At 51.1% G+C, this 24,399-nt stretch carries 22 protein-coding genes; 7 read left to right on the plus strand and 15 right to left on the minus strand.

What is annotated here, in order from left to right:
* Nucleotides 1–29: 29 nt before the first annotated feature.
* The 9 genes from IE181_RS01250 to IE181_RS01290 form a co-directional block, all read right to left on the minus strand.
* A complete protein-coding gene (locus tag IE181_RS01250) occupies nt 30–1,460 on the minus strand; it encodes a serine hydrolase domain-containing protein (RefSeq protein ID WP_229819054.1) in 1,431 nt (476 codons plus the stop codon).
* A gap of 79 nt (nt 1,461–1,539) precedes the next feature.
* Nucleotides 1,540–2,628: a hypothetical protein gene (locus tag IE181_RS01255; RefSeq protein ID WP_191249746.1), complete on the minus strand. Its 1,089-nt coding sequence runs from the start codon at nt 2,626–2,628 to the stop codon at nt 1,540–1,542.
* Between the two features lie 136 nt (nt 2,629–2,764).
* The gene (locus IE181_RS01260) at nt 2,765–3,907 is read right to left on the minus strand and encodes an aromatic ring-hydroxylating oxygenase subunit alpha (RefSeq protein WP_191249747.1); all 1,143 of its coding nucleotides are present in this window, start codon (nt 3,905–3,907) and stop codon (nt 2,765–2,767) included.
* A gap of 2 nt (nt 3,908–3,909) precedes the next feature.
* Complete coding sequence (locus IE181_RS01265) at nt 3,910–4,776, minus strand: dimethylarginine dimethylaminohydrolase family protein (RefSeq protein WP_191249748.1); 867 nt, start codon at nt 4,774–4,776, stop codon at nt 3,910–3,912.
* Nucleotides 4,769–6,082, minus strand: coding sequence for an amino acid permease (locus tag IE181_RS01270; RefSeq protein WP_191249749.1), 1,314 nt, complete (start codon nt 6,080–6,082; stop codon nt 4,769–4,771). The genes IE181_RS01265 and IE181_RS01270 overlap by 8 nt, the downstream gene beginning before the upstream one ends.
* A 60-nt stretch (nt 6,083–6,142) precedes the next feature.
* Nucleotides 6,143–7,417: a M24 family metallopeptidase gene (locus IE181_RS01275; protein ID WP_191249750.1), complete on the minus strand. Its 1,275-nt coding sequence runs from the start codon at nt 7,415–7,417 to the stop codon at nt 6,143–6,145.
* Between the two features lie 12 nt (nt 7,418–7,429).
* On the minus strand, nt 7,430–8,710 hold the full coding sequence (locus IE181_RS01280; protein WP_191249751.1) for a Xaa-Pro dipeptidase: 1,281 nt from the start codon (nt 8,708–8,710) through the stop codon (nt 7,430–7,432).
* Between the two features lie 12 nt (nt 8,711–8,722).
* Nucleotides 8,723–9,271 carry a hypothetical protein gene (locus IE181_RS01285; protein WP_191249752.1) on the minus strand — a complete coding sequence of 183 codons (549 nt, stop codon included), beginning with the start codon at nt 9,269–9,271 and terminating at the stop codon, nt 8,723–8,725.
* 13 nt (nt 9,272–9,284) lie between these two features.
* Nucleotides 9,285–11,024 carry an OPT family oligopeptide transporter gene (locus IE181_RS01290; protein ID WP_229819057.1) on the minus strand — a complete coding sequence of 580 codons (1,740 nt, stop codon included), beginning with the start codon at nt 11,022–11,024 and terminating at the stop codon, nt 9,285–9,287.
* 117 nt (nt 11,025–11,141) lie between these two features.
* Between IE181_RS01290 and IE181_RS01295 the strand changes: the two genes are divergently transcribed.
* Together IE181_RS01295 and IE181_RS01300 are read left to right on the plus strand one after the other, a co-directional pair.
* Entirely contained in the window at nt 11,142–12,506 is a 1,365-nt protein-coding gene (locus IE181_RS01295; RefSeq protein WP_191249755.1) for an MATE family efflux transporter, read from the plus strand.
* Between the two features lie 202 nt (nt 12,507–12,708).
* Nucleotides 12,709–13,590 (plus strand): MipA/OmpV family protein, encoded by an 882-nt coding sequence (locus IE181_RS01300; RefSeq protein WP_191249756.1) that lies wholly within the window; start codon nt 12,709–12,711, stop codon nt 13,588–13,590.
* A gap of 66 nt (nt 13,591–13,656) precedes the next feature.
* Here the strand turns inward: IE181_RS01300 and IE181_RS01305 are convergent, their stop codons facing one another.
* A complete protein-coding gene (locus IE181_RS01305) occupies nt 13,657–14,328 on the minus strand; it encodes a nitroreductase family protein (protein WP_191249757.1) in 672 nt (223 codons plus the stop codon).
* A 73-nt stretch (nt 14,329–14,401) separates the two neighbouring features.
* Here IE181_RS01305 and IE181_RS01310 point away from each other — a divergent pair, with 73 nt between their 5' ends.
* From IE181_RS01310 to IE181_RS01320, 3 genes are all read left to right on the plus strand, one after another.
* Nucleotides 14,402–16,186 (plus strand): serine hydrolase domain-containing protein, encoded by a 1,785-nt coding sequence (locus IE181_RS01310; protein ID WP_191249758.1) that lies wholly within the window; start codon nt 14,402–14,404, stop codon nt 16,184–16,186.
* Between the two features lie 215 nt (nt 16,187–16,401).
* On the plus strand, nt 16,402–16,671 hold the full coding sequence (locus IE181_RS01315; RefSeq protein WP_191249759.1) for a hypothetical protein: 270 nt from the start codon (nt 16,402–16,404) through the stop codon (nt 16,669–16,671).
* Between the two features lie 10 nt (nt 16,672–16,681).
* Nucleotides 16,682–17,311, plus strand: coding sequence for a DNA-3-methyladenine glycosylase family protein (locus IE181_RS01320; RefSeq protein ID WP_191249760.1), 630 nt, complete (start codon nt 16,682–16,684; stop codon nt 17,309–17,311).
* Nucleotides 17,312–17,320: 9 nt separating this feature from the next.
* On the opposite strand, the gene IE181_RS01325 is transcribed toward IE181_RS01320, so the two are convergent.
* The gene (locus IE181_RS01325) at nt 17,321–17,950 is read right to left on the minus strand and encodes an OmpW/AlkL family protein (protein ID WP_191249761.1); all 630 of its coding nucleotides are present in this window, start codon (nt 17,948–17,950) and stop codon (nt 17,321–17,323) included.
* A gap of 150 nt (nt 17,951–18,100) precedes the next feature.
* On the opposite strand from IE181_RS01325, the gene IE181_RS01330 reads away from it, so the two are divergent.
* Nucleotides 18,101–18,541 carry a TIGR01244 family sulfur transferase gene (locus IE181_RS01330; RefSeq protein ID WP_191249762.1) on the plus strand — a complete coding sequence of 147 codons (441 nt, stop codon included), beginning with the start codon at nt 18,101–18,103 and terminating at the stop codon, nt 18,539–18,541.
* Between the two features lie 27 nt (nt 18,542–18,568).
* Here IE181_RS01330 and IE181_RS01335 read toward each other — a convergent pair whose 3' ends face one another.
* Entirely contained in the window at nt 18,569–19,153 is a 585-nt protein-coding gene (locus tag IE181_RS01335) for a GNAT family N-acetyltransferase (protein WP_191249763.1), read from the minus strand.
* Nucleotides 19,150–21,216, minus strand: coding sequence for a S9 family peptidase (locus tag IE181_RS01340; protein ID WP_191249764.1), 2,067 nt, complete (start codon nt 21,214–21,216; stop codon nt 19,150–19,152). The genes IE181_RS01335 and IE181_RS01340 overlap by 4 nt, the downstream gene beginning before the upstream one ends.
* Nucleotides 21,217–21,317: 101 nt before the next feature.
* Here IE181_RS01340 and IE181_RS01345 point away from each other — a divergent pair, with 101 nt between their 5' ends.
* Nucleotides 21,318–23,111 (plus strand): aminopeptidase P family protein, encoded by a 1,794-nt coding sequence (locus IE181_RS01345; RefSeq protein ID WP_191249765.1) that lies wholly within the window; start codon nt 21,318–21,320, stop codon nt 23,109–23,111.
* Between the two features lie 70 nt (nt 23,112–23,181).
* On the opposite strand, the gene IE181_RS01350 is transcribed toward IE181_RS01345, so the two are convergent.
* Nucleotides 23,182–23,616: an OsmC family protein gene (locus IE181_RS01350; RefSeq protein ID WP_191251470.1), complete on the minus strand. Its 435-nt coding sequence runs from the start codon at nt 23,614–23,616 to the stop codon at nt 23,182–23,184.
* Between the two features lie 55 nt (nt 23,617–23,671).
* On the minus strand, nt 23,672–24,370 hold the full coding sequence (locus IE181_RS01355) for a glutathione S-transferase N-terminal domain-containing protein (RefSeq protein ID WP_229819061.1): 699 nt from the start codon (nt 24,368–24,370) through the stop codon (nt 23,672–23,674).
* Between the last annotated feature and the right edge of the window lie 29 nt (nt 24,371–24,399).

The raw sequence follows: 24,399 nt of genomic DNA on the forward strand, positions 1-24,399 counted from the left end.
CTATTTAAATAATGTCCGCAATAAACGGCCTATTTAGAATCTAGCGCCTCAAGAATATCTGCGGAGAATTTTGCAATATCAAACCGCTGCCCCGTCGCGCTATCGTAGCCTCGTCTGATAATCACCAGATTTCGAGACGGAATGACCATCATAAATTGTCCTCTGTTGCCAGCGGATGTAAACGCATCGTCCGGCATTCCCGGGAAACGACTAGGATATAGCCAAAACTGGGCACCGTAGCCTGCGCGTGGTTTCCCGTCCTCTGTGTAATGAGGGGGCTGTACCGGTGCTTCGGTGCTGACATAGTCGCGCCAGCCTTCCGGCAGCAGACGTTCGCCCCGCCACACACCATCATTCAAATACAGGATACCCAGACGCGCCAAATCACGGGAAGTGGTCCAAACCTGACTGGACATAACAAAATTGCCCTGCCAGTCCGTTTCAGGTGCGGTGTTATACATCCCAATTTTCCAGAAAAGATTATCAAAAGGGAACCGCAGCATGGCATCTGTATCATCGCCCAGAGATGCCTTGATACTGCGAACAGCCAGCATTGTATCATTATTGGCATACTTCCAGCGCGTACCCGGCCGGGCTTCCAGCATCTTCTCTGTGGCATTGTCGGTTACCAGCCCGCCACCAAAATATACAAAACTAGTGCGGTTGCCTGCAACAGTGCTATCCAGTCCTGATGCCATATGCAGCAAGTGTTCCAGCGTAATCTGCCGGCGCGGGTCTGCGGGCGATGTCCATTCCGGAATGTTTGCAGGGGCTTTGACATCTGCAATACCCTTTTGGACCGCTATCCCAACAACCGTCGCCGCAATTGACTTTGCTGTTGACCATGTGCGCTGCGATGTAAAGGGGGTATAGCCTTCCTTATATTGTTCAATCAGCAACCGATCAGGCGTGGTAACCAGTGCAGCCGACATGACAGACGGATCTCCGTACCTATCTGTGGTAAAAGCAGCATTAATCACAGCTTTCAGCGCCTCACTTGCCCCCGTGCTGTCTGCTTCTGGAATACCATCGCCAAATGGCCACGGTTTTATATCCTTCGTGCGCATGCCAATTATACCGTCCGCGCCTGCGATCTGGTTCCGCATAGACAGATCAGCACCAGGCGGCAACTGACTGCACCCAAGACCAGGACGCCAAACGGCGTAACGGGGCGGCATATCGTCACTGTACCAGGCAGAAACATATTTTTCTTCCGCGTGGATTTCAGCGTCCGGTAATTCAGCAAAGATTTCGCGGTAATCAGGTCTGATGCCACTTAGCTCATCGGCATTGATCATTTCTACCGGCTTGCGGGCGTTAAAAGTTGCGCTGCACGTGAATGCAGCCTTGTAGCCTGCCACCTGTGATTTTAACGTTTCCGGCATCAGCTCGATGGCTGTAGCACTCTGGCTAACTGTGGCTAAAAGGCCCAGTCCGAATAAATATGCGGTGGATTTCATCTGTCCCTCCCTTTTAAAATCTATACAAGACCCCATAGTCAAAATGCAGGGCCAAGCTAGACAGGGCAGAACATTCTGATTAGGCCGAGGCCAATTCCTTCACCCGACATCGCAGACGTTCCAGATCAGCCTTCAGGGGTGCGGCTTCGATTTTCATATCATCGGCGACTTTTAAAAGCCGGTGACGCCAATCGAACCGTTCAAGCGCGATGCGATGTAACCGCATATGCAATGACGGGTCAAGTGCATCAAGTTCGGACCGCAGCACCGGTGCCAGTTCCTCAAGCGTAGCAGCGGGTGTTTCAATCAACCCTTCTTCTGGATACAGCTCTGCAAACTCCGGATCTTTCCAGGGCGGCATACCAAGAACCAGACACCCCGCAGCAAGCGCGTCTGTCCAACGGGCCGTCATATATTCCCGCGTAGCATGTGTATAAGTTGACGGCGCAAATACATTGTTATGAGCCACTGAAATTTTCGACCGGCAATAGGACTGCATCAGAGCTATATGCCTTTCCGAGGTTACAGACTGTCCATTCCCTTTCCCGGTTTTGCCTGGTGGAGGAGGCGGCATCTCCATCTGAAAGCCCCGATTAGAAAGTTGTTCCCGTGCCGTCTCTGCCTTACCCCAGCCCGCTGGCATACGCCCCAGGCATAAAAGATCTTTTTCCCTCTCACATGCTGCCGACCCAGTATCAAGCGCATCAGTTCCCCAGGGCAATACATCAACCGGACAGTCTGCCAAAGCGGAGAAATACGCACAGTCATCCCGTGAAGAAACGTAAATCTGATCAAAATTTCTAAAAACAGAATGCGGCATTTTGGAAGAATGCCAAAAACTATCAATGATCCAGACTGCAACGTGTCCAAGTGAACTGCGCCAATCCGGGATATCCGCCAATAAAGCTACATCCCCAATAGAGCGGGCAATGATTAAAGCCGGCCTGCCGTCATCAATGCGCTTCCGTGACAATAAACTTCGCAGTTTACGGGTCTGTTTTAAAAGACGGATTGTAGGTTCTCGAGAAAGAAGCAATTCAGCATCCAGCATACGCGCTGATAATGTCGCCAAATGAACAATTGGGCCCCATCCCCCGGATAGAGGATCAGCAGCAATCACATAAGGAGAATATTTTTTAGTTCCACCCCCCAACTCAAGCCCTACCATATTTAATGCTTCAAAATAATAAATTGCAGTTAAACAAGCATATATAACTATTTTAGGCAAATCCTTACCAAAATATTAACGATAAATATTCACAAAGCATACATGATATCAATGCTTTTGTGGCGGGCTTTTTGTTTTAGCCATCTTTCTCATATGGCCCAGCGGGCTCCAGACGTGATGATGCCACAGGAAGAGCATCCCGCATCTGGCGCGCGCTATCCAAAAGGCAGGTCTCTGTCTTTGCCAGTGGGCCTGAGGTAAAGGCAGAAGACTGCATGCCTTCCTGTACCCGAATAATCAGCTCTGTATCCTCCCGGTTTACCTCACGATTTATCCGCCAGTTCAAATAGCGCGCAGCTTTCACCTCCCGGCGGTCATCCGGTAGTCCATAAGGTATCTCCCGTATCATGGTTTCTGTGGCACTGATTGGGATAAACTGCATGAAATCAACCTGCTCAGGATAGATGTCAAATGCAAGAGCTGGCCACATCCGGTAATAAAGCCAGTGATGTTTCTTACTGTCTGGCAAATGGTCCATGTCAGGCAAAATTTCCCGGTACATTCTGACACTAGGCCCTTGCCCCCGTATGGTTCGAACATCCCCCCACATTTTATGCAAGCCGCCAACAACTTCCAGTCCGTAGCTGTTACCCATCAAACTGGTCAGCCCCGGGTGTGCAACAGGGATATGCAGTGCATCCACATAATTATCTGCCACCTGTTTCCAGTTTACTTGACGAGGCCGCATGGTTACCCGTCCAAGCGGCTGCAACTCTTCAAACCGGTAGGGCGCAAGATCCTCTAACGCGGGGACAAATTGATCCGCTACACTGGGGCCGTCCCCTTTTATGCGAATGAAAATGAAACCAAGAAATAGCTCTACCTCTACCGGCACCAAACCAAGCCGCGTTTCATCAAGCCCGACAAATTGATCTTTATAAGGAACAGCCTTCAAACAGCCATCCAAGCCATAGCCCCAGGCATGGTACGGACATGTTATCCTGCCTTTGGTATTACCTGACGGGCCATCCAGCAACCGGGCAGCACGGTGCCTGCAGACATTATGATACCCACTAATACTACCCTTATCATCCCGTATGACAAAGACATGCTCCCCCACAAAATCAAAGGTGAAATAGTCGCCAGCATTTGGGATATCTGACGTATGGCAAACCAGTTGCCAGTTTTTACGAAACAGTTCTTCTGCTTCCAGTTCGAAAAAATGCTGGCTGGTATATGTCCAGGCAGGCAGGCTTTCATACTTCAGAACATCATGCATTGTTACCTCCGCAGCAATGGACGCGTAAGACAGGTTGGACCGCCTTCGCCTTTCCTGCTGATTTCATCACCCTTATATATCATAACATCACAGCCCGCCGCTTCCAATCTGGCCTTCGTACGCGGCAATTCATCCAGCATAATTACCTTGCGCGGCGCAACAGCTAGGACATTACAGCCCATCGCAAGGAACTCATCATCTGGCACCTCAACAAAAAGGATGCCGCGATCCTGTAACCAGTCTGCAAACGCCTCTGTCAGCCAAGGCCTGTAAACCACAGCCAAGTCCTTATCCACAGGGGAGATAATAGACATCAAATGCAACACATCGTCGGGATGGTCCGGACTGGGCAGGTCAACCACATGCAGATCAACATCCTTGCCTAAAATATCAGCTAACTGTTTGATACCCTCATCATTCGTGCGGGGACCCCGCCCGACTGCTGCGGACCGTTCGTCAATCCAGATAAAATCACCACCTTCAAGCGTGCCGGGGGCCGTGATTTCGCCTGCAACCTGATAGCCATGTTTCTGAAGTGCTTCGGCATTTATCCTTGCTTCCGGGCGGCGACTTTTGCGTCCCATATTACAAACAATCAAGCCCTTCGGCGATACCAGGAGGGCGTCCCGTACATAAATGCTATCCAGTGTCAGATCTTCATCCGCCGGAAGCGATAGTAACTTTACACCCTGATTGCGAAGCTGATAGCGAAGCGCAGCATGCTCCTTGATAGCCTCATCCAGCATTGGCCTGCTGTGAAAGCGCAAAACCTCCCAATCCCGGTCCAGTCGCGCTTCATCCTTGAAGCTATCCTGACCATTACGGACCGCCATAACCTCTATCTGACTATATTCGTTAAACTTACTCATACTGAACCTTACTTTTCTTTTTCACCAGGACATACACTGGCATGGCCGACATCAGGAGCAGGAAACCATAAAAAACAGTTTCTTCCCCCGCTCCGTAAATTACCAAGAGGCTATAGAAAAATGCCAGCAAAGCAACCATACCGGCACGAAACCTTTTCCTGCTGCTTCCTTCTTCCTGCAAAAGCCTTAAATCTGCCACGGCTGCAAACGCCAAAGGGATTAAAGTCGTCAACGTCGACAAAAGCGCCATAAACACGAAAGCATCAACCAGTCCCTTGGTGTAATTCATCGCGGCCAGAATACTGGCAAGAGTCGCAGATATCAGAAGGGCATACACCGGCGTACCACGGCTGGAAAGCGCCCCGGCCTTTTTGGGAAACAACCCGTCCAGCGCCATCGCCCGCACAATCTGGCCCGAGAATAAAACCTGGGCATTTGTCGCGCCAAAAGTTGAAACAATTGCGCCCACGGCAATGATCGCAGCCCCTACAGGACCAAGCGCAATCAGGCCAGCATCCGCAAATGGCGAAGATGACGCGGCAAGGTCTTCGGCGGGCATCAAGAGCATCACGCCGACAAAGGACACCAGATAAACACCGAGAACCGTCAATGTCCCGGCGATCAATATTTTAGGGATGGTTTTGTCCGGTCCTTCCATATCGTCGGCGGGAACCGTACCCCCCTCCAGACCGACAAACGCCCACATCAACAGTGTAACACTGGTTGCCAGAACCGACACATAGGACCCACCACTAGGGTTGAAATCGGGCATATTATCTACCGATCCCATGCTAAACCCCATCACGGCGATCAACAACAAAGGTAAAATTTTCAGGATTGTCGTCAGAAGCTGTAACAAGCTTGCACCCTCAACCGACCACAAATTAAGGAAGGTCAATCCCCAAACAATCGCAAGGGTGGCGATCAGGCCAGCAAAAGGGTCGCTCGAAAGAACTGGTATGAAGAAACCAAGATACCCAACACACGCAATGGCAATGGCCGCCAACGCGGACCATAAGGATATCCAGTAGCCCCAGCCGACCCAGAATCCGATAAAATCACCGAACCCAGCACGTGCATACGCATAAGGCCCCCCAATTTTTGGAAGCCTGCTGGATAAATCAGCCAACATTAATGAAAGTAATAGTGCGCCGATACCGCACAGTATCCAGCCCCCCATCCCAAGAAGGCCATACGGCGCCATAACAGAAGGCAGCATAAATATACCAGACCCAATCGTGCCACCAACGACAAGGCCCCAGCCACCCCAAAACCCGATGGCCTTCTTAGCAGAAGAGTTTTCCATAGCTCCCCCTTTCCCCGAAAAGGAGCCTAACGGGGAAATTAAGGGAGAGCAAGCAGTCTATTAGGCGCCCATGGATCCAACTGGATCATCAAGGCTACCCGGTGGCGTTGTGAACCATTTCGGCCCCGTATCAGTCATATAGATACAGTCCTCCAGCCGCACGCCAAACTCACCAAAGATATAGATACCAGGCTCGTTAGAGAAACACATGCCCGTTGCCAGTTTTGTGGTTTCTCCGTGGACGAAATTCACACTTTCGTGGCCATCCATACCAATCCCGTGACCGGTACGGTGGCTTAGGCCCGGCGTCTTATAGCCCGGTCCGTATCCCAAAGTTTCATAATAGGCGCGAACGGCATCATCAACCTGGCCCGCCGGGGTTCCAATTTGCGCCTTCTCAAAGGCAATCTGCTGGCCTTTACGTACATTGTTCCAGACCTCACGCTGGCGTTTGGACGGCTCCCCATACACAAAAGTCCGGGAAATATCAGACTGATACCCATGGACGTTACAGCCACAGTCCATCAGGACAATCTGCCCATCCTTGATTTCCTGCGGTTGCGAAGTGCCGTGCGGATAGGCACTGGCTTCACCAAACAAAGCCATATTCCAGATACCCTGTCCTCCAAGCGCAGCTTGCGCCGACCGCATCAGGTCGTTCACGTCTGCCGGGGTCATCCCTTTATCCAGCTTGTCCCAAACTTCTCCGTACGCACGCAGCGTGATCTCGTTTGCTTTGCGCATCAAGGTCAATTCGTGGGCAGACTTAAACATCCGACACCCCAGCGTAATCGGTAAAGCAGACACGATAGAATGCCCAGGAGCATCTTTTTTCAGACCATCGACGACAAAATACCGCACGGTATCTTCAAGCCCAAGTTTGCCGTCGACAATCCCTCGATCTTTTAGAATGGAGGCGACCTGTTTGAAGGGACTTTCATGCTCATGCCAGGGCCGCACATCGTCCCCGAAAGTCATGCTTTCCCGGACACTCGGTTCCTCGAAAAAAGGCGTGACGACACCAATATCCCCCTCACGCGGGATAACAACAGCAGTCAACCGCTCTGACCGCCACCAGCGTATGCCGGTGAAATAGAGCATTGCTGATCCGGGTTCCAGAAGAATGGCATCAATGCCCTGCTGCTGCATCAGTGCCTGCGCCCGCGCAACACGGGCCAGCCTTTCCTCTCTGCTAATCGGGGAAACATCACCGGTAATATCAGTCAGCGTATCCTGCTCTGACGCGCTTGCACTCGCCGCTGATATGCTGCCAACAGCGGCAGCCCCAAGAGCGCTACCGGCAAGTTTAAACAAATCCCGTTTATTCAGATTCATAAATGATCCCATCTATTTTTTGTACACAACACCGTCTTTCATGACGAAAGACACTTTTTCAGTCAGCGTGATATCTTCAAGCGGATTGCCTTGCACCGCGACAATATCCGCAAAATTTCCTTCTTCGATGGATCCGAGGTCATCACTTTTCATCAAAGTCGCCGCATTAATGGTTGCCGCCTGCAAAGCCTGCATTTCTGTCATACCAAAACGGACCATACGCTCAAACTGTTCCGCATTACGACCATGTGGATAAATCGCCGCATCGGACCCAAAGACCATTTTGACACCTGCTTTTACAGCCGCAGAAAACCCGTCCCGCTGGATTTGTGCAATGGCAGCATCTTTTTGCAGATTTTCTTCGGGGACCCCATTCGCACGCCCCTGTGACTGCGTATATTCAGTATTATAAATGTCCATTGAGAAATACGTGCCGTGCTTCTTAGCCAGTTTAATTGTTTCGTCATCCAGAATGCTGGCATGTTCAATGCTGTCAACACCGGCCAGAATAGCCGTTTTGATACCTTCGGTGCCGTGCGCATGTGCCGCAACCACAAGATCGCGGTGATGCCCTTCTTGGACAATCGACTTCATTTCTTCAAGCGTATATTGAATTGCCCCCACTTTGGTACCGCGGGAAAAGACGCCGCCCGTTGCACAGAATTTTACAGCATTGGCACCATATTTAATGTTCTCGCGGATCTTGGCTTTGATCTCCCAGGGGCCGTTGGCAACACCTTCGCTTTCAAACTTCATCTCTGGCGGATAAAAGTTATTATCGCAGTGCCCCCCTGTAACGCCCAGAGCAGGCCCAGTAGCCCAGATGCGCGGTCCGTCAAGTTGCCCGTCATTGATAGCATTACGAACATTAATAACTGAATAGCCAGACGCACCCACATCCCGCACGGATGTAAAACCTGCCATCAAGGTGCGTTCTGCATTGGTTACGGCATTGATTGTTTGACGCGGAACAGAAAGCAGCATTTCCTCCAGGAACGGCACGCCTTCCATGGCAGACGATAGATGGACATGCATATCCATAAAGCCCGGCATAATAGTCTGACCATCAAGATTGATCGTCTCTGCCCCTTCCGGTGCAGACAAAGAACCTTTTGTGCCGACCTTTACAATCCGATTATCACGAATAAGCACTGCCGGATTATTGATCAACTTGCCATTAGCCGTATCAATCATGGCATCCGCGGTCAGCAATATGTCACCCGCCAGTGCGCCGCTTGCAAGAAGGGTGGATGCAGCAAGTGTTGCCGCCAGTTTCGCGTGAAGTTTTTTCATAATCTCTCTTCTCTATGCAGTTACAGACTGCTCAGCAGTCGCTTTTTCAAATTCTTCTGCGGCATGATGGAATTGGTACAAGGCCTTTTCCACATACATCAACACTTCGTCAACATAGCCGTCCGTTGAAGCCGACCAAACCCGGTTGATATACCGCTCCCCCGCAGCAAAGCTGGACATGATATCCGCATAATGCTGCAACCCAAACAGATGCTTCATACTTTCCCGTGCATCTGCAAAACGCATCAGATCCTCGCGGAAGATTTTGTCAATCTCAAACCGCATATCATAGGTGGGAACCTTGTCTTTCCTACCGTTCAGGTCTTCTAAATTCCGTACAATGTTACCCAGGCTTTCTTCCAGGTCCGTTCGGTGCTGGGTCAGCCTATCATCAGACCGGGCTGCCGCCCCTTCAAGCTTTTTCAGGAGCACAAGACCAATCACACCGGCTACCATCACCGGAATAAAGGCTTCCCAGGTCATACTATACTGATCCAGAGACGCCAGAAATGCCCCGCCAACAAAAGAGAGAACAACCAGCATGCGTGCAAAAAATATCATTGTCTGTCTCCCTTTATGAATTGGCTATCAGATAAACGGCAAAACCAACACCGACGAGCGCTTCCCCGACGATCAACCCTGCTGCGATTGGAATACCTTTATTGTCAGACCAGTTCTTCCCTTTTTTCCGGTCCGCAATTTCGCGGGCCAGTGTCCCAAGCGAATAGGTCAGCACAATATTGAACGGCAGATAAAAGCCTAGACCGACCGTGATACCAAGGCCGCCCTGCATTGCCGACAACAAACCGCCAAGCGCCGCGCCCGCCAGGTATTTTTCGACCGGTACATTACCGCCCAGAATACCATCGACCATGGACGCCAGAACCTTGCCTTGTGGTGCCGGTAATTTATCCGATCCCAGCACATAGGCATCGTGCAGAATATAAATAAGCCCGATAATCAGGATCGGCCCCAACCAAGCGCCAAAGAATTGGCCCATCTGCTGCATCCGCGGTGTTGCACCAACCAGATACCCGGTTTTCAGATCAAGCATCAGATCGGTCGCCTGGCTCATGGCAACGCATGTCGCCGCCCCAACAGTGATGGCCGCGACAATCGCCTGCGGCTTGTCCATACCGCCAAAGCTTTGTGTGATAATGATCAAAAGCGTTACCGCAACCAGTGTCATCCCGGAAAGCGGCGACCAATTGGTGCGACCAATGGCTTCGGACAGGATGATACCCGCCATCCATATCCACAGGGTACCCAGAACGCCCATCATGATACCGCGCGTCCAGCCAACCTGCTCAGCACTGGTAACAGCCATCATCATCAAAAGAAGGGTCGCCCCCGCAATCGCGAAATAGAGCATCTTGATCGGCAGTTCATCCCGGCTCATGCTACTGCCGGAACTGGAGGCAGACTGCATTGACCGGACCGCACTGGTGATTAGCGGGAAGGCAAATAAAACCCCCACAACAGCACCGCCGATTAGCATACCAATACCCACTGGCTGGAACAGCAGTTGACGCAGCGCCCCGGGACTTGTGACCGTCATCCCTTCTGCGGTAACAGGCAAGAGCGAGGTCAGATCAAGCATCGGTGCCAAAAACCAGTAACAGAGATAGCCGCCGATAATAAAGGCCAAGCCGCCCCGGCCAGCGATAAAGCCGACCCCTGCGGTCATTAACGACAAATACCAGACACCATTGAAATATTCCGGCATTCCTATCATCTCAAACAGTGGCAGATTATCATAGCCCGTCATCTGCGTGACCAGATGTACGGCCCCCGATATCACCATCGCGCCCAATAAAAGCTTCGCCTTTTCAACACCAGCCCCCGGTGATTTCAGGATCGACGCCACTGCGACACCGCCCGGGTACGTCAGGCGTTCATAATCAATCATCTGTTTACGAAGCGGGATGATAAAGGCAATCCCAAGGAAAGCCCCGGCAATGGCACCGAACGTCAGCACCACGGGATCAAAATCAGTCCCGTACCCAAGAATGAAGATGGCTGGCACCGAGAACATCATACCGGACGATGCACCATTCACCGCGCTGGCGACCGTTTGCGTGACATTGTTTTCCACGATCGACCGGCGTTTCAGAATACCGCGCAGGATGCCAAAACCCAAAATAGCAGCCAATTCCGACCCTTCGATAGAAAACCCGAGTGTCAAAGAAGCATAGCCAATTGACAATGCAATGATCGCCCCAAGGAAATATCCAACAACGACCGCATGCGGCGATAATTCCGGATATGGACCACGCACCAACGGCGCGGTTGATGATGATACTGAATCTGACAAAGTTTCCCCCCTCACAGATAGTATTTGTATAGCCATGCTTTTTGAGGCATGACAATTCACTGTATTTCATGGCAGGGCAATTGTCACCTGTCTACGTTTCACCAGAAGGCAACAACTGTGCAGTGGACCAAAGAAGAAAACCTGTCGCCGCGCTGGCTGGCTGAAAGGCTAACGCGCCATTTCAGTGAACTGGTGCGTCTTGCTGCACCGGCCGTCATGATGCGTATCGGCATTGTCACCATTGGTATGGTCGACACGGCGCTGGTTGGGCACTATGCGACCAAGCATCTGGCATGGCTGAACCTTGCGAACCAGTCGGTGATTATGTTTGCGCTGGTTGTTGGTCTTGGTTTGATGTCCAGTATTCTGGTGTATGCGGCGAATGCTTTCGGGGCTGACGACTTTGAAGAATGTGGCCGTGTCTGGCGCAGAAGCCTGCCATTCGCCATTTTGTTTGGTGTAGGGGCCATGATCATTGTCTGGCCAACCGAATTCTGGCTAACCCTGCTTGGCCAGCCCGAAGAAAATGTCCGCGAAGGGGGTAGGTTGATCCGCATCATGGCACTTGGCCTGCCCGGTCATATGTTGTTCATTGCCTGCACCATGTTCCTTGAAGGGGTCAAAAGAACCGACATTGGTTTCTATGTCATGATCGGCGCCAATATCGTGAACCTCATTTTGGACTATACCTTGATCTATGGTCATTTCGGTTTCACGGAAATGGGCGCGGCTGGTGCTGCATGGGCATCCACCGGCGTGCGCTGGTTTATGGCACTCGCTGCCATGGCCTATGTCTGGTGGGCACCGAGTTTGAGACAATTCCATGTCAGAAATCCGCACGGACAGAAATGGCGCGATTGGAAAGACCAGCGCATGATGGGATACGCGGCTGCTGTTTCCCTGGCGGCAGAAGTCCTTGCGTTTGGTGCACTGGCCGTTTTCGCGGGCTGGCTTGGCACCGTTACACTGGCCGGGCACGGTGTGGTGTATCAGGTGCTAGGGATACCGCTGATGATTGCAATCGGCATCGGTGTGGCAAGCAGTGTGCGTGTCGGCATCACCTTTTCCCGACGGGACCGCTGGGATACCATTCTTGCTGCCATGTCCGGTACGGTCCTGAATCTGCTGATAGCAGGGCTTTTTGCGGTAATTATCTATCTGTTCATGGAACCCGTGCTGGGCATTTTCACAGACGACGAACGGGTAATCGCCCTTCTTGTACCACTGGCAACCATTGTCACAATCGGCATGGTGTTTGACAGTGCCCAGATGGTTATCTCCAGCAGCCTGCGCGGCCTGCGGGAAACCTGGTGGCCTACGGCATTGCAGGCATTTTCCTTTGGTATTGTGATGCTACCGGTTTGCTATATTCTTGCCATTACCCTTGAATGGGGGATGACAGGACTAATGACAGGCATGCTGGTCGGAACGGCGGTATCCTGGGTATTACAAATGTGGCGTTTCTGGTGGCTTGTGCGCTAGCAACTACAGGCACCTGCCCGCCTATCCTGCGTCCTACATTATAAACAGCGCGTCTTTTCCTTGCAGAAACCTTAACGTCTCTGGACAATTTTAGGCATCCTTTTGCCGCACTTTTACCTTTTTCCTGCAAAATCATTGTCAGTGGGTTTCACGCAGGTTCACGGGCATCGCCGCTTCGGCGTCGAAAATGCGGGAAAAGGAAATGGGTAAGAAAAAACAGTCGCTATTGTACAGTGCGGGCATTGCTGCCCTGCTTTCAACCATCTGGTCGGTGGGAACTGCGCACGCAACCTCCCAGCCGATTGATATTAGTGACCGAGTTGAAAGCGCCGTAGAGGCAGTGCAGGAAGGCCTCGAAATTCTTTGGCCTGAAGGCTTCCCCAAAGAGGATTTTTCATTCCGGCTAGGCATTGGCACAGGATTTACGCCTGATTATGTCGGCTCGGATAATTACCGCCTGCGTTTTCTGCCAATCCTGGAAGTTAAATATAAAGACGTTTGGCGTCTTAACGGCACCAAGCTTTCCTACACCGCTATCAGCCGAGGCCATTTTGAAGCCGGCCCCCTTATTAATTACCGGTTTGGCCGCAGCGAGAGCCAGAATAAAGCCCTTCGCGGATTGGGTAACATCAGCGACACAGTCGAAGTGGGTGGTTTTATCCAGTACCGCACAAAAAAAATGTTGCTGAATGCTGACTTCCGGCAGGCACTGGGCGCAAGTCAAGGACAGACACTAAGACTAACAGTTGGCCACGGCATTTTGAAGAAAGGCCCCTTTTTCATGGGGGTCGGCGCACGTGCGAAAATCATGAATAAAAAAGGGATGCAGACCAATTTCGGCATTACACAACAACAATCAGACCAGTCTGAATACGGCTTCACTCCTTATGAGGCAAAAGCCGGTTTCTCCGAAGTCTCCGGAAACGTGGTCGCAGGCTATAGACTGAATGAAAATGCCCGGATCGTCAGCCTTTTATCAGTCGGCAGATTACTGAACGGGGCGAAAAACTCCCCGCTTGTAACATCGGGAACCGGGTCCAAATATCAGATCATTGCCGGGACAGCTATTACCTTCTCTTTCTAGATAGTCAAAAGCACCGCAAACATGCAGTGCTTTCATACCTATGAGTGCTGCCCAGCCCCTGTTTCATCAGAGCCAGGAGGATATTTCATCCAATGACTTTTTGGAAATAGGCGGTACCTTACAATTGTCAGCAGGCCGCCCCGTGACAATTAGCATGGTTGCTTTTTCATTTTTCGGACGCCCACAAATCTCACCAAGGAAATTCATCGGAGACGGCGTATGCGTAAGCGTAGCCAACCCTGCCTGATGCAAGCTGGCAAGAAGGAAACCACAAGCAATACCAACGCTTTCCGGCACATAATAATTATTGGTGCGGGAGCCATCATCCTCAGAAACACCGTACTGCTCGCGGAAAACCACGATCAGCCACGGGGCAATTTCGAGGAAAGGTTTATTGGCATCTGTCTCAAAAACCTCCAGATCCTTCAACCATGTCTCTGACGCACGACCACCGTAGAAAGCACGTTCTTCCTCCTCCGCCGCCTCGCGAATTTTCGACTTCATATCGGCGGACGATATCGCCGCAAAATGCCAAGGCTGTTTATTTGCACCTGAAGGTGCCCGTCCTGCGGTCAGGATAGCTTGTTCAATCACTTCCCGGCTAACAGGTGCATCAGAAAAATCGCGGACCGTACGACGACGTTTCATTGTTTCAAAAAAATCATGCGCACGACGCGCCATGTCTTCATCTGAAACCATCTCAAAGCCCTCTAGCGGCACGAAATTAGAAGTATTCATTCCCCCCTCCTTCCAGTACAAAGGAATTAAAGGCGGTCAGAAAACAGGAAAACACGAAAGGATGCAACAGGAAATGCGAAGATGGCTTCTTCAATTTTTACTGATATGCACCGGCGTCTTTTCCCTGCTGTTGACCTCGGCACATTTGATTACGCCCATGGCCCACGCACAATCAGTCGCCATTGACCCGATTGAAGCCCGACAAGCATTCAGTAGTATTCCAACCAGCAGCGTGTCCACGCAATCCGCTATTATCCTGATTAACGGTCAGTCGATAACCCCCCTGACACCACAAGACGAAGCCCATCCCGTCCCCATGGGGCACACTGGGCATCTGGTCTGGTCAATGATTGCACTGCGCCTTGCGGATGAAGGCATTCTGGACCTTGACGCACGCGTATCGACCCACGCCCCTGACCTGATAGCGGATGACCCTTTTGAGGTACCGGAACAGATCAAACATCTGCTCCTGTCTAATGCTGGCTTTGTTGTACCTGACTGGTACCGGGAAAACGGTCCTGCTCCCAGCCAAGACAAACCACACGTCTATATGACGAAGGCCCGTTCAGCGGGGCACATACCGTATGACGACCCTGCTGGCCGCGCACTGTTGGCCTATATACTATCCAACATTACCGGCAAATCCCCTCAGGACCTGATACAGGCAGAGCTGCTTGCACCGCTTGGTCTGGGGCCAGATGCGGTTCGGATAGACGGAGCAAACTACCCTGCCTTTCTCGCCCCTGCGGTTGGCCTGTACACCACAGAAGATGGTCTGGGCGCGCTTGCAACTGTCCTTGCAACGAACCGACTTCAAAATGGTAGCCGCTATCTGTCACGCGACCTATTTAAGACATTCATCACCACCCCGCAGTGGTTCATGCACCCAATGGGACGCCGCCAGACGTTTGCCGGGCAGCTTGAAACCATCAAAGGACATCCCGCTTTGCTGGTTGGTGATACTACTCATTGCCGCGGTCCCCTGATTTACGCGGCACCGAATGATGGCATAGGTTTTGTTTTCATCCCGTCCCGGCAAACCCAACAGCCGGCTATCTGCAACAACAATCAGTATAAAAACGAGGCTCGGAAATTGCTGGATTCCGTCTTTCCGGGTGCCACACAAAAAGACGGACAAAATGATGCAAACAAAATCACAAGCATCAGTCGCCTGTCTGGCATCTATGTTCGGGATGACAGCCCTTCACTGTGGCTGGGACAAAAATATCAGGCCGTCGCCAACACCGCCCTTGAAATAAAGATGCTTGGAGATGGCAGTCTTGAAGTGACAAGGCAAGGTCAGGAAGCCAAACGGTATTTTACGCAGGCACCGCTCTATTTCACATCAGAAGATGGCCAGACACTGATATTCAGTGTGCGTTTCTCAAACGGGTACATAGAACTCGACGGGCACATCTACCGCTATGCGGGTTTTCTTGGAAATACCCGTACACTGGTCAAACCAGCAGCCTGGATGCTGCTGCTTTTGTTAACCGCAGGAGTGTATGCCTTCTCACAAGATGGGCGCAGCTGGCGGTCACTTGGACGCTTTGGCCCCATTGGTGCTGTTTGCATTTCAACAGGCGTCTATCTGGAAGCAACATATCTGCCGCATATTCTGTATGAAACAAACGCAGACTATCTGATCATCCTCTGGCGTATCATGCTGAATGTGGGGATTATGCTAACATTGTCCGTGGCCTTTTTTGCACTGTCACTGACAAGACGGACCCCAAGCGCCCAAGGCGTGCTAAGACATCTGGTACCGCTACACTTGATTCTCCTGTGCGCTGCCGCCTTTTATACCGTCTATTTGACCATTGCCTGGGGACTGGCTGGCGAAATCCGCCCTTACTAATAAGGGAACTAGCTGCAATCGGACCTGATTGTGCATTTAAGTCTTGTCTGCACCTGAACGCCACATTATGGTCCGCGCCATGACATATTTGCATGCAAATACACTGTTGACAGCTTGTCGAATGTGGACGGGTCGAATGATCCGCCCGGTTCTCAATGGGGACCGGGGCACTTTTTCACACCCGCACGACATTCTGAAAACAGGAACTATGCATCATGGGCAGACAAGCCTTTCGTTATAATCACTTCATTCTTCTTGCCGAGGATAAACCCGGCACTTTAATTTCTGTGTTAAACCGTTTTGAAGCCACATGCAGCCAGTTGGTTTCCATCACGGCCAAACATGTTGCCGGTACGGACAGTCTTGCCATCCGTATCATTGATGACAAGCTGGACGACCTGGAGGCCAGATCAATTGTCAGTACGCTGAAAAGTGACAATGGTATCCGGTCCGCAGAACTGGAACAGGTCATAAAAGCTGCATAGGAGACAGGGCATGATCGATTTTTCATTAACATCCGAGGCCATCAAATCCCGTCTTGATGCGATTGCCGAAAATGACAAGCACATTCGGGCGGCCCTCGACCATGCTGGCTATCCTGTAGAAAGAAGAACCGACCACAGCTTTACGGCGCTACTGCGTATCATCGTCGGACAGCAACTGTCCGTCAAAGCAGCCGCCTCAATTTTTGACCGTGTCGCCACGCTTATGGAAGGCGACCCGGCACCAGACAAAATACCGGCCCTAAGTGACGAAACACTTCGCGGCGCGGGGCTTTCTTTTCAGAAGATTCGCTACGTTAGGTCCCTTGCCGAGGCGGTTGACGGTGGCCCGCTTGATCTGAAAGCTTTGCCACATATGGCGGACGAAGAGGCCATTGATGCGATCACAAGCGTCAAGGGGCTGGGCCGGTGGAGTGCACAAATGTATTTGATGTTCGCCTTGGGCCGCGAAGACATATGGCCGGTGGACGATCTGGCGGTACGGGTTGGTGCCGGACGCATTATCGGGCTGGAAGACAGGCCAAGCGCCAAAGAACTGGACCTGATAGGCGAAAAATGGCGACCACACCGAAGCGTGATCGCCTTATTGTCATGGCATTATTATTCTAATGCCCCGCTGTAATACTGCGGCTTAGAAGCGGCGGCCGAAACCTACACCGATAATCCATGGGTTGATGTCAACGTCAGCGTTAATGGCGCCGTTATTGATTGATACATCAGTTCCCAACCACAGTTTCTTCACATCAGCGTTGAAGAACCATTTGTCATTGATTTCAATGTCTGCACCAGCCTGCAGAGAGAAACCAAAGCTGTTGTCATAATCGATCTGAGTTACAACATCACCAGTAGCGTCCTGATCGTAGAACATAGTGTAGTTGATACCAGCACCGAAGTATGGGCTGAACTTTTCACCAGCCATTGGGTGGTACTGGAAATTCAGCGTTGGTGGCAGCAGACGAACAGAACCAAGTGGCACGTCGCCTGCAGCAGTGTCGATAGCAACAGGGCTATGCTTGGTAGTCGCAAGGATCAGCTCAACTGCAACTTTATCAGTTAGGAAATAGCTGATGTCCAGTTCAGGAACAGTCGCAGTATCAATAGACGCATCGCCACCGATCGCAGAAATTTCTGCACTTTCGCTAGGTGCTACATGGATCGCACGAAGACGCACGAGCCAATCACCAGCATCGGCCTGAACAGACGGCGCAGCCATGCCAGCAGCCAGCGCAACAAGCGAGATTGATTTAAGAAGTTTGTGCATAAATGCCTCCCAAAGTTTAAGCGCAACATATGTTGCCGTTTCTTTCTGACACCCTAATGCCAAAAAAGTTGCTGAATTAGTTTGAGATGCGTCAACATTTAATGCGATATTCGGTCGCACGGTAAAAATAATTGTTTTTTTGAGGGTCCAATGAGCCAATTCCGCAAGGTTACTGACACTATCTCTGTTTCACCCCAACTTGGGCCGGCTGATGTCCAACATGCAGCAGAGCTGGGTTTTAAGACAATCATCTGTAATCGCCCGGACGGCGAGGAGGCCGGACAACCGGATTCTGCCACTATCGCAAAAGCTGCCGCAGAGGCGGGCCTTGCCTGGCACTATGTGCCAATGGCTGGTGGCAATCTGACCCCTGATCTGATTTCAGAAACAGCGAATATTCTGGCATCAGCAGAAACGCCAATCCTTGCCTACTGCCGCAGCGGCACCCGGTCCTGTAATCTTTGGGCGATGGGATCAGCGGTGAACGGTACGGGCAACCCCGAAGAACTCGTCGCTATGGGCGGCGCTGCCGGTTACGATCTGAGCGGCATTCAGGGGCTTTTGGCGCAACTGCAGAACTCTGGCCAATAACACCCCCTGTATCTGGGAAGCGCGGGATCAATCCCGCGCCGGATCTGCCATTTCAAGATACCAAACATCGGCACCGTTCTCTTTATAGATATAGCGAACGTCCAGTCCTGTTTTCTCTAACACGCGTCGGCTGCCGGTATTGCCCACCGCAACAGACGCCATAATATGCTGACGCGGGAACCCCATCAGTGGCGGACAGTACTGCGCCACCGCACGCGTTGCCTCGGTCGCGACGCCCTGCCCCCAAACTTCTGTAAGGAACCAGTAGCCTATTTCCATACCCGTCCCGTCTTCAAGCGGCCGCATGATCTCTAAGCCGATCATCTCGGATGACTGGTCCGCGTCCGGGTTTTTCCAGAAAACTGCAAAGAAAAACTTAAAACGCTCTCCTTTTGCAAAGTCTGCCTCTATCTCGCGGAACAGTTCGTCTTTATCGGTTGCGACATCCACAGGTATAAACCGCATTACCTCTGGTGAAGACCGCATACGCCAGAATGCTTCTTTGTCATCAAACGAGATTGGCTGCAGGCGCAGCCGCTCCGTCTCAAATGCCTCGGAAGGCAGTGTCATATCGCTGCGACTGTAGGTACCTGCTGGTGCTGGACCATTCATACGCCGTCCATCCCATAACACATCAGGAGAAATGTATATTCTTCTGCAACTTCACGGTACCGGTCAAAACGGCCAGACTTCCCGCCGTGGCCAGCACCCATATTTATTTTCATCAATAGAAGGTTGTCATCGGTTTTCATGGCCCGCATTTTGGCCGTCCACTTAGCTGGCTCCCAGTAGGTAACGCGCGGGTCGTTCAGCCCGCCTGTGACCATCATTGGCGGATACTCTTTTGCCTCAATATTCGTATAAGGGCAGTAGGATTTGATATGATCAAAGGCATCCTTGTCCTTGATTGGGTTGCCCCACTCAGGCCATTCCAGCGGTGTTAGCGGCAAATCAGCGTTCAGCATCGTATTCAGGACATCAACGAAAGGCACATGCAGCATCGCACCACAAAATAATTCAGGCGCCTGATTAAGCACTGCCCCCATCAACTCACCCCCTGCGCTGCCGCCAGATATAGTAATCTCACCCGCTGCGACATATGCCTTGTCCGTTAGATACCGGGCAACATCGACAAAATCATTGAAGGTGTTAGTGCGGTCTTTCAGCTTCCCGGCTTCGTACCAGCCGTACCCCAATTCGTCTCCCCCGCGAATATGCGCGATAGCATAGGTAAAACCACGATCAAGAAGGCTTAATCGTGTTGCGGAAAAGGCTGGCGACATACCAAGACCGTACGCACCGTACCCATAAAGGTGCATGGGAAATGAACGCCTGTCTGCTTCTGCAGTCTTTTTATAAACAAGGCTGACAGGCACCTTAACCCCGTCCCGTGCCGGGACCAGCAGGCGTTCGGTCACATACTGTGTCTTATTGTAACCAGACGGGATTTCCTGTTCTTTACGGACGGTCAGGTTATCTGTCTCCAGGCTATAGTCAAACACACTGGGCGGTGTCACCATACTGGTGTAGCTTATCCGTATAAAGGATTGGTCAAACTCACTGTTGTTGCCAAGCTCCGCCTCGTACGCAGTTTCCGGGAAATCAACATGGCTGTGCTTGTCCCCTCGGATAATCCGTATCTGGTCAAGGCCACCAAACCGTTCCTGCACGGCGATAAAATCACGGAAACAGTGCATACCGCGAATGTATAAATTATCATCCCCAACGAGGACTGTGCCCCACGGCCCGTCCCCCTGGGGGCGATACAGGCCAAAATTCTTATGGTCGTGGTTAGACCGGATCAAAAACCCGTCCTTGTCATGATCCACATAATAGTCGTGCCCTGCCTGGCGGTGGGAAAGGCATGCGGGTGTTATAGAAAAATCATCTGCCGGGATAACCCAAACTTCTGCGGTAACATGGTCAGCGGTCCTGATACACAGCTGGTGCTTGTCACTGGTCAGACCGATATGGACAAAATAGCCGGTGTCCGCTTCCTCAAACAGCGCTGTTTCGCCCTCTTCCCCCAAAGCATGACAAACAACCAGATAAGGCCGCCATTCACGCGATACCTTAACCGCAGCCAGCGCCTGGCTGTCTGATTGCCAACAAATTTCCCCGGATGTTTCTTCAATCACATCATCCAGGAGCTTCCCTGTTTCGATGTTTTTAATGCGTATGGTGAAGCGTTCTGACCCGTTTGTGTCTGCGCTGTAGGCAACAAGACGGCCATCTGGGCTGACTTTCAGATCACCAAGCCGGAAGAATTCCTTGCCGTCAGCTTCTGCTGCTTCATCCAACAGGACTTGCCAAGGGTTATCTGAGTCTTTTTCTCTGCGGTACCAACACCTATATTGTGCCCCTTTTGCAAAAGCCCAGCGATATTCATACGCGCCTTCAATCCACGGAACACTTTCATCATCATCCTTGATACGGCCTTTGATTTCACTGAACAGTGTCTCGGTCAAAGCTTTTCTATCGTCCATTACAGCAGAAAAATATGCATTTTCTTCTTTCAGATAGTCCAGAATTTCTGACTGGGTAACCTCTGGATATGCCGGATCTTTCAACCACGCATAATTATCAGACAATTCTTCACCATGCCAAACGGCCGTGCTGGCATGTTTATTGGCAGTGGGGGGCAACGGTGACACAGGGGCAGAAAGACGAACCATGAATTTTCCTGAAATATGATTTAACGCAAAATATTCTTGTCTAAATTGCCTAGATAGGAAGCTGGAAGTCAACCAACAAGAAGTCAGTGGAGCGGAAAGATATGTCAATCTATCAGAAACGGCTGGATGCCCTGCGATCAGAGCTAAGAAAACAGTCTCTTGATGCATTCGTTATCCCTCTGACTGATGAACATATGAGCGAATATGTCGGCGACTATGCCAAACGCCTTGCATTTATCAGTGGCTTCACAGGTTCTGCCGGCAATGCAGTAGTGACCCTGTCTGCTGCGGCCATATTTGTTGATGGTCGTTATACTATACAGGTTGCAAATGAAGTGGACGGTACTCTTTTTGAAAGGCATCATTTTGAAGCACGTCCTTTGTTGCAGTGGCTTAGAGAGACCGTAAAAGAGGGCGGTCAGGTTGGCTACGACCCTGAACTTGCAACCCTGCCCTGGGTTGAAGAAGCCACAGATAAGCTTGCGCACAAAAATATTGCCCTTGTGGCAGTATCGCAAAACCCTGTTGATGCAATCTGGCATGATCAGCCTTCCGCCCCTCAAGCAAAGGCATACCCGCACCCGGATATCTATAGTGGTCAGTCAGCGGAGGAAAAGCGATCTGATCTGGGCCAGCTCATAAAACAGGCAGGCGCGGACAGCGCGGTTGTGACCATGCTGGACAGCGTTGCATGGGCCTTTAACATGCGCGGCGATGATGTCCGCAACACGCCAGTTACACAAAGTTTTGCGATCCTGAACAAGGATGAAACAGCCGACCTTTTTATCAGTTCTGAGAAAGTAGACGATACACTTCGGTCCCATCTGGGTAACCGTGTTCGCATCCGGGACCGTGCAGACTTTTATCCTGCCCTGCGAGAACTCGGAGAGGCCAATAAGTCGGTACTTTTTGACCCAAAAACAAATAACTCAGCCGTGCATCAAAGTCTGTGCGAAAGCGGTGCAACTATTCTAAAAGGGGATGACCCCTGCATCCTGATGAAAGCCAGAAAAAACCGAACAGAACAAATGGGGGCGCGCAGTGCTCATATTCGGGACGGTGCTGCTATTGCAGAGTTTCTGTGCTGGTTCGCCGAGGAAGCACCAAAAGAAACGCTCGACGAATTAAAAGCCGCACAGAAGTTGTGGGAGTTTCGCCAGAAGCGTGATCTGATCACTGGAATTAGTTTTGATACAATCTCTGCAGCTGGTCCAAACGGTGCCCTGTGTCATTATAGCGTGACCGAGAGAACAAACCGGCCCATCAGACTCGGAGAACTATTTCTAATTGATAGTGGCGGACAGTATCTTGACGGCACTACTGATATTACGCGTACGCTCGCGGTGGGGCATCCGTCCCGGGAGATGAAGAAAAACTTCACCCGTGTGCTGAAAGGGCATATCGCCCTGGCGACAACACGCTTCCCGATTGGCACACCGGGCATGGCGCTCGATGCAATTGCACGGCGCCCCTTATGGGATGCTGGTCTTGATTATGATCACGGGACCGGCCACGGCGTAGGGTCCTTCCTTGCCGTCCATGAAGGGCCACAGCGCATTGCCAAGTTTGGCACCTCTGTGCCGCTTGAAGCAGGTATGATTTTATCAAACGAACCCGGATATTATAAGGAAGGCAGTTACGGTATCAGAATTGAAAATCTGGTGCTTATTGTTGCATCGGACAATGTCGGAGAACGACCGATGCTGGAATTTGAAAATTTAACATGGGCCCCGATTGACCTGGCTCTTGTTGACCCGCTTATTATGACCCGATTGGAAATAGACTGGCTCAATGATTATCACCGGCTGGTATGGGAGAAAATCAGCCCTGAAGTAGACGGCAAAACCCGACAATGGCTGGAGGCTGCTACCAAGCCAATAACCCGCCCTCACTGATAAACTGCCAACAAAAAACGGCACCAGAGGGTCTGGTGCCGTCACCGAATGCAACTAAAATAGTTTCGGCTTATTTTTCAGCCTCAACAATCTCAAACTCAGTCGTGATTTCTGCAAGTGCTGCCAACTGTGCAGATGCAGAACAATATTTATCCATGGATAGCTGGATCGCGCGTTCAACATGACGCGGGTCAAGATCATGACCAACGACCGTAAATTTGGCGTGGACTTTATTAAAGTAGCGCGGCATTTCCTCACGGCGGTCAGCATCAAGATCAACCCAGGCATCAACCACTTTCTGACGCGCTTTTTTCAAGATCAGGATAACGTCAATACTGGCGCAGCCGCCCATACCAAGCAGCAGCATTTCCATGGGGCGTATGCCGTGATCCCGGCCACCATCAGCAGAACCTGAATCCATCACGACCGCATGCCCGCTTGGAGACTCGCCAATGAAAGTCATATCACCCGCCCATTTAACCCGCGCCAGTTTTTTATCGCTCATCATCTGTCCTTCTTTATTCAAAACATATTTGTAAAAGCCGCGCTGGGCGGCAGTATCATTGATCTTTTGGGAAATATTCAACCGGGCTGTCCGGCGTCCACTGATCATATTTGACCATAGCAGTAGCAAAAAGCTCGCTTGTTACAAAATCATTTAGCCATGCAACAACCCGTTGTTGGGGCATTTCGACAAACCACTTTGGCTCTGGCATAGAAAACTGTCTTACAAAGGGGGCAATCGCAACATCAACAAATCCCATTCGGTCACCCGCCAGGTAGGGCTGCGACATAAGAATATTTTCCAATCCTTGTAAATACATCTGCGCACTGTCTCTGTGCTCCATCGGATCAGCCCCATCGTGCCAGGAAGCATATTTATAGCGGTTCAGGTGATGCACAAACATGCTGTCATTGTCCCGGATCAAATTAAAGTGATCCTCTGAGAAGCACCTATGAACATCCAGTTCATTTTGACTATCACAAGTGTCCGCAGCAAATATCATGATCTCCAGACTTTCATCAATCACCTGCCCATCCGGCAGCTGCAGAACCGGCACGCTGCCTTTGGGAGAGATCTCCAGCATTTCTAAAGGCTTCTCTTTCAAGCGAACTTCACGAAGTTTCACCCTGATCCCTGCACAAAGAAGCGCCATACGCGCGCGCATGGCATAGGGGCAGCGGCGAAAACTATAGAGGATTGGAAGCTCTGTCTCTGACATGGAAATATCTGACCTGCTGATTTCGGTTTGCCCCATATAGAAGGTGTCACAAGTTGTGCGCAAGT

It is taken from the genome of Kordiimonas sediminis, from assembly GCF_014656395.1.
In the GTDB taxonomy this organism is placed as follows: domain Bacteria; phylum Pseudomonadota; class Alphaproteobacteria; order Sphingomonadales; family Kordiimonadaceae; genus Kordiimonas_A; species Kordiimonas_A sediminis.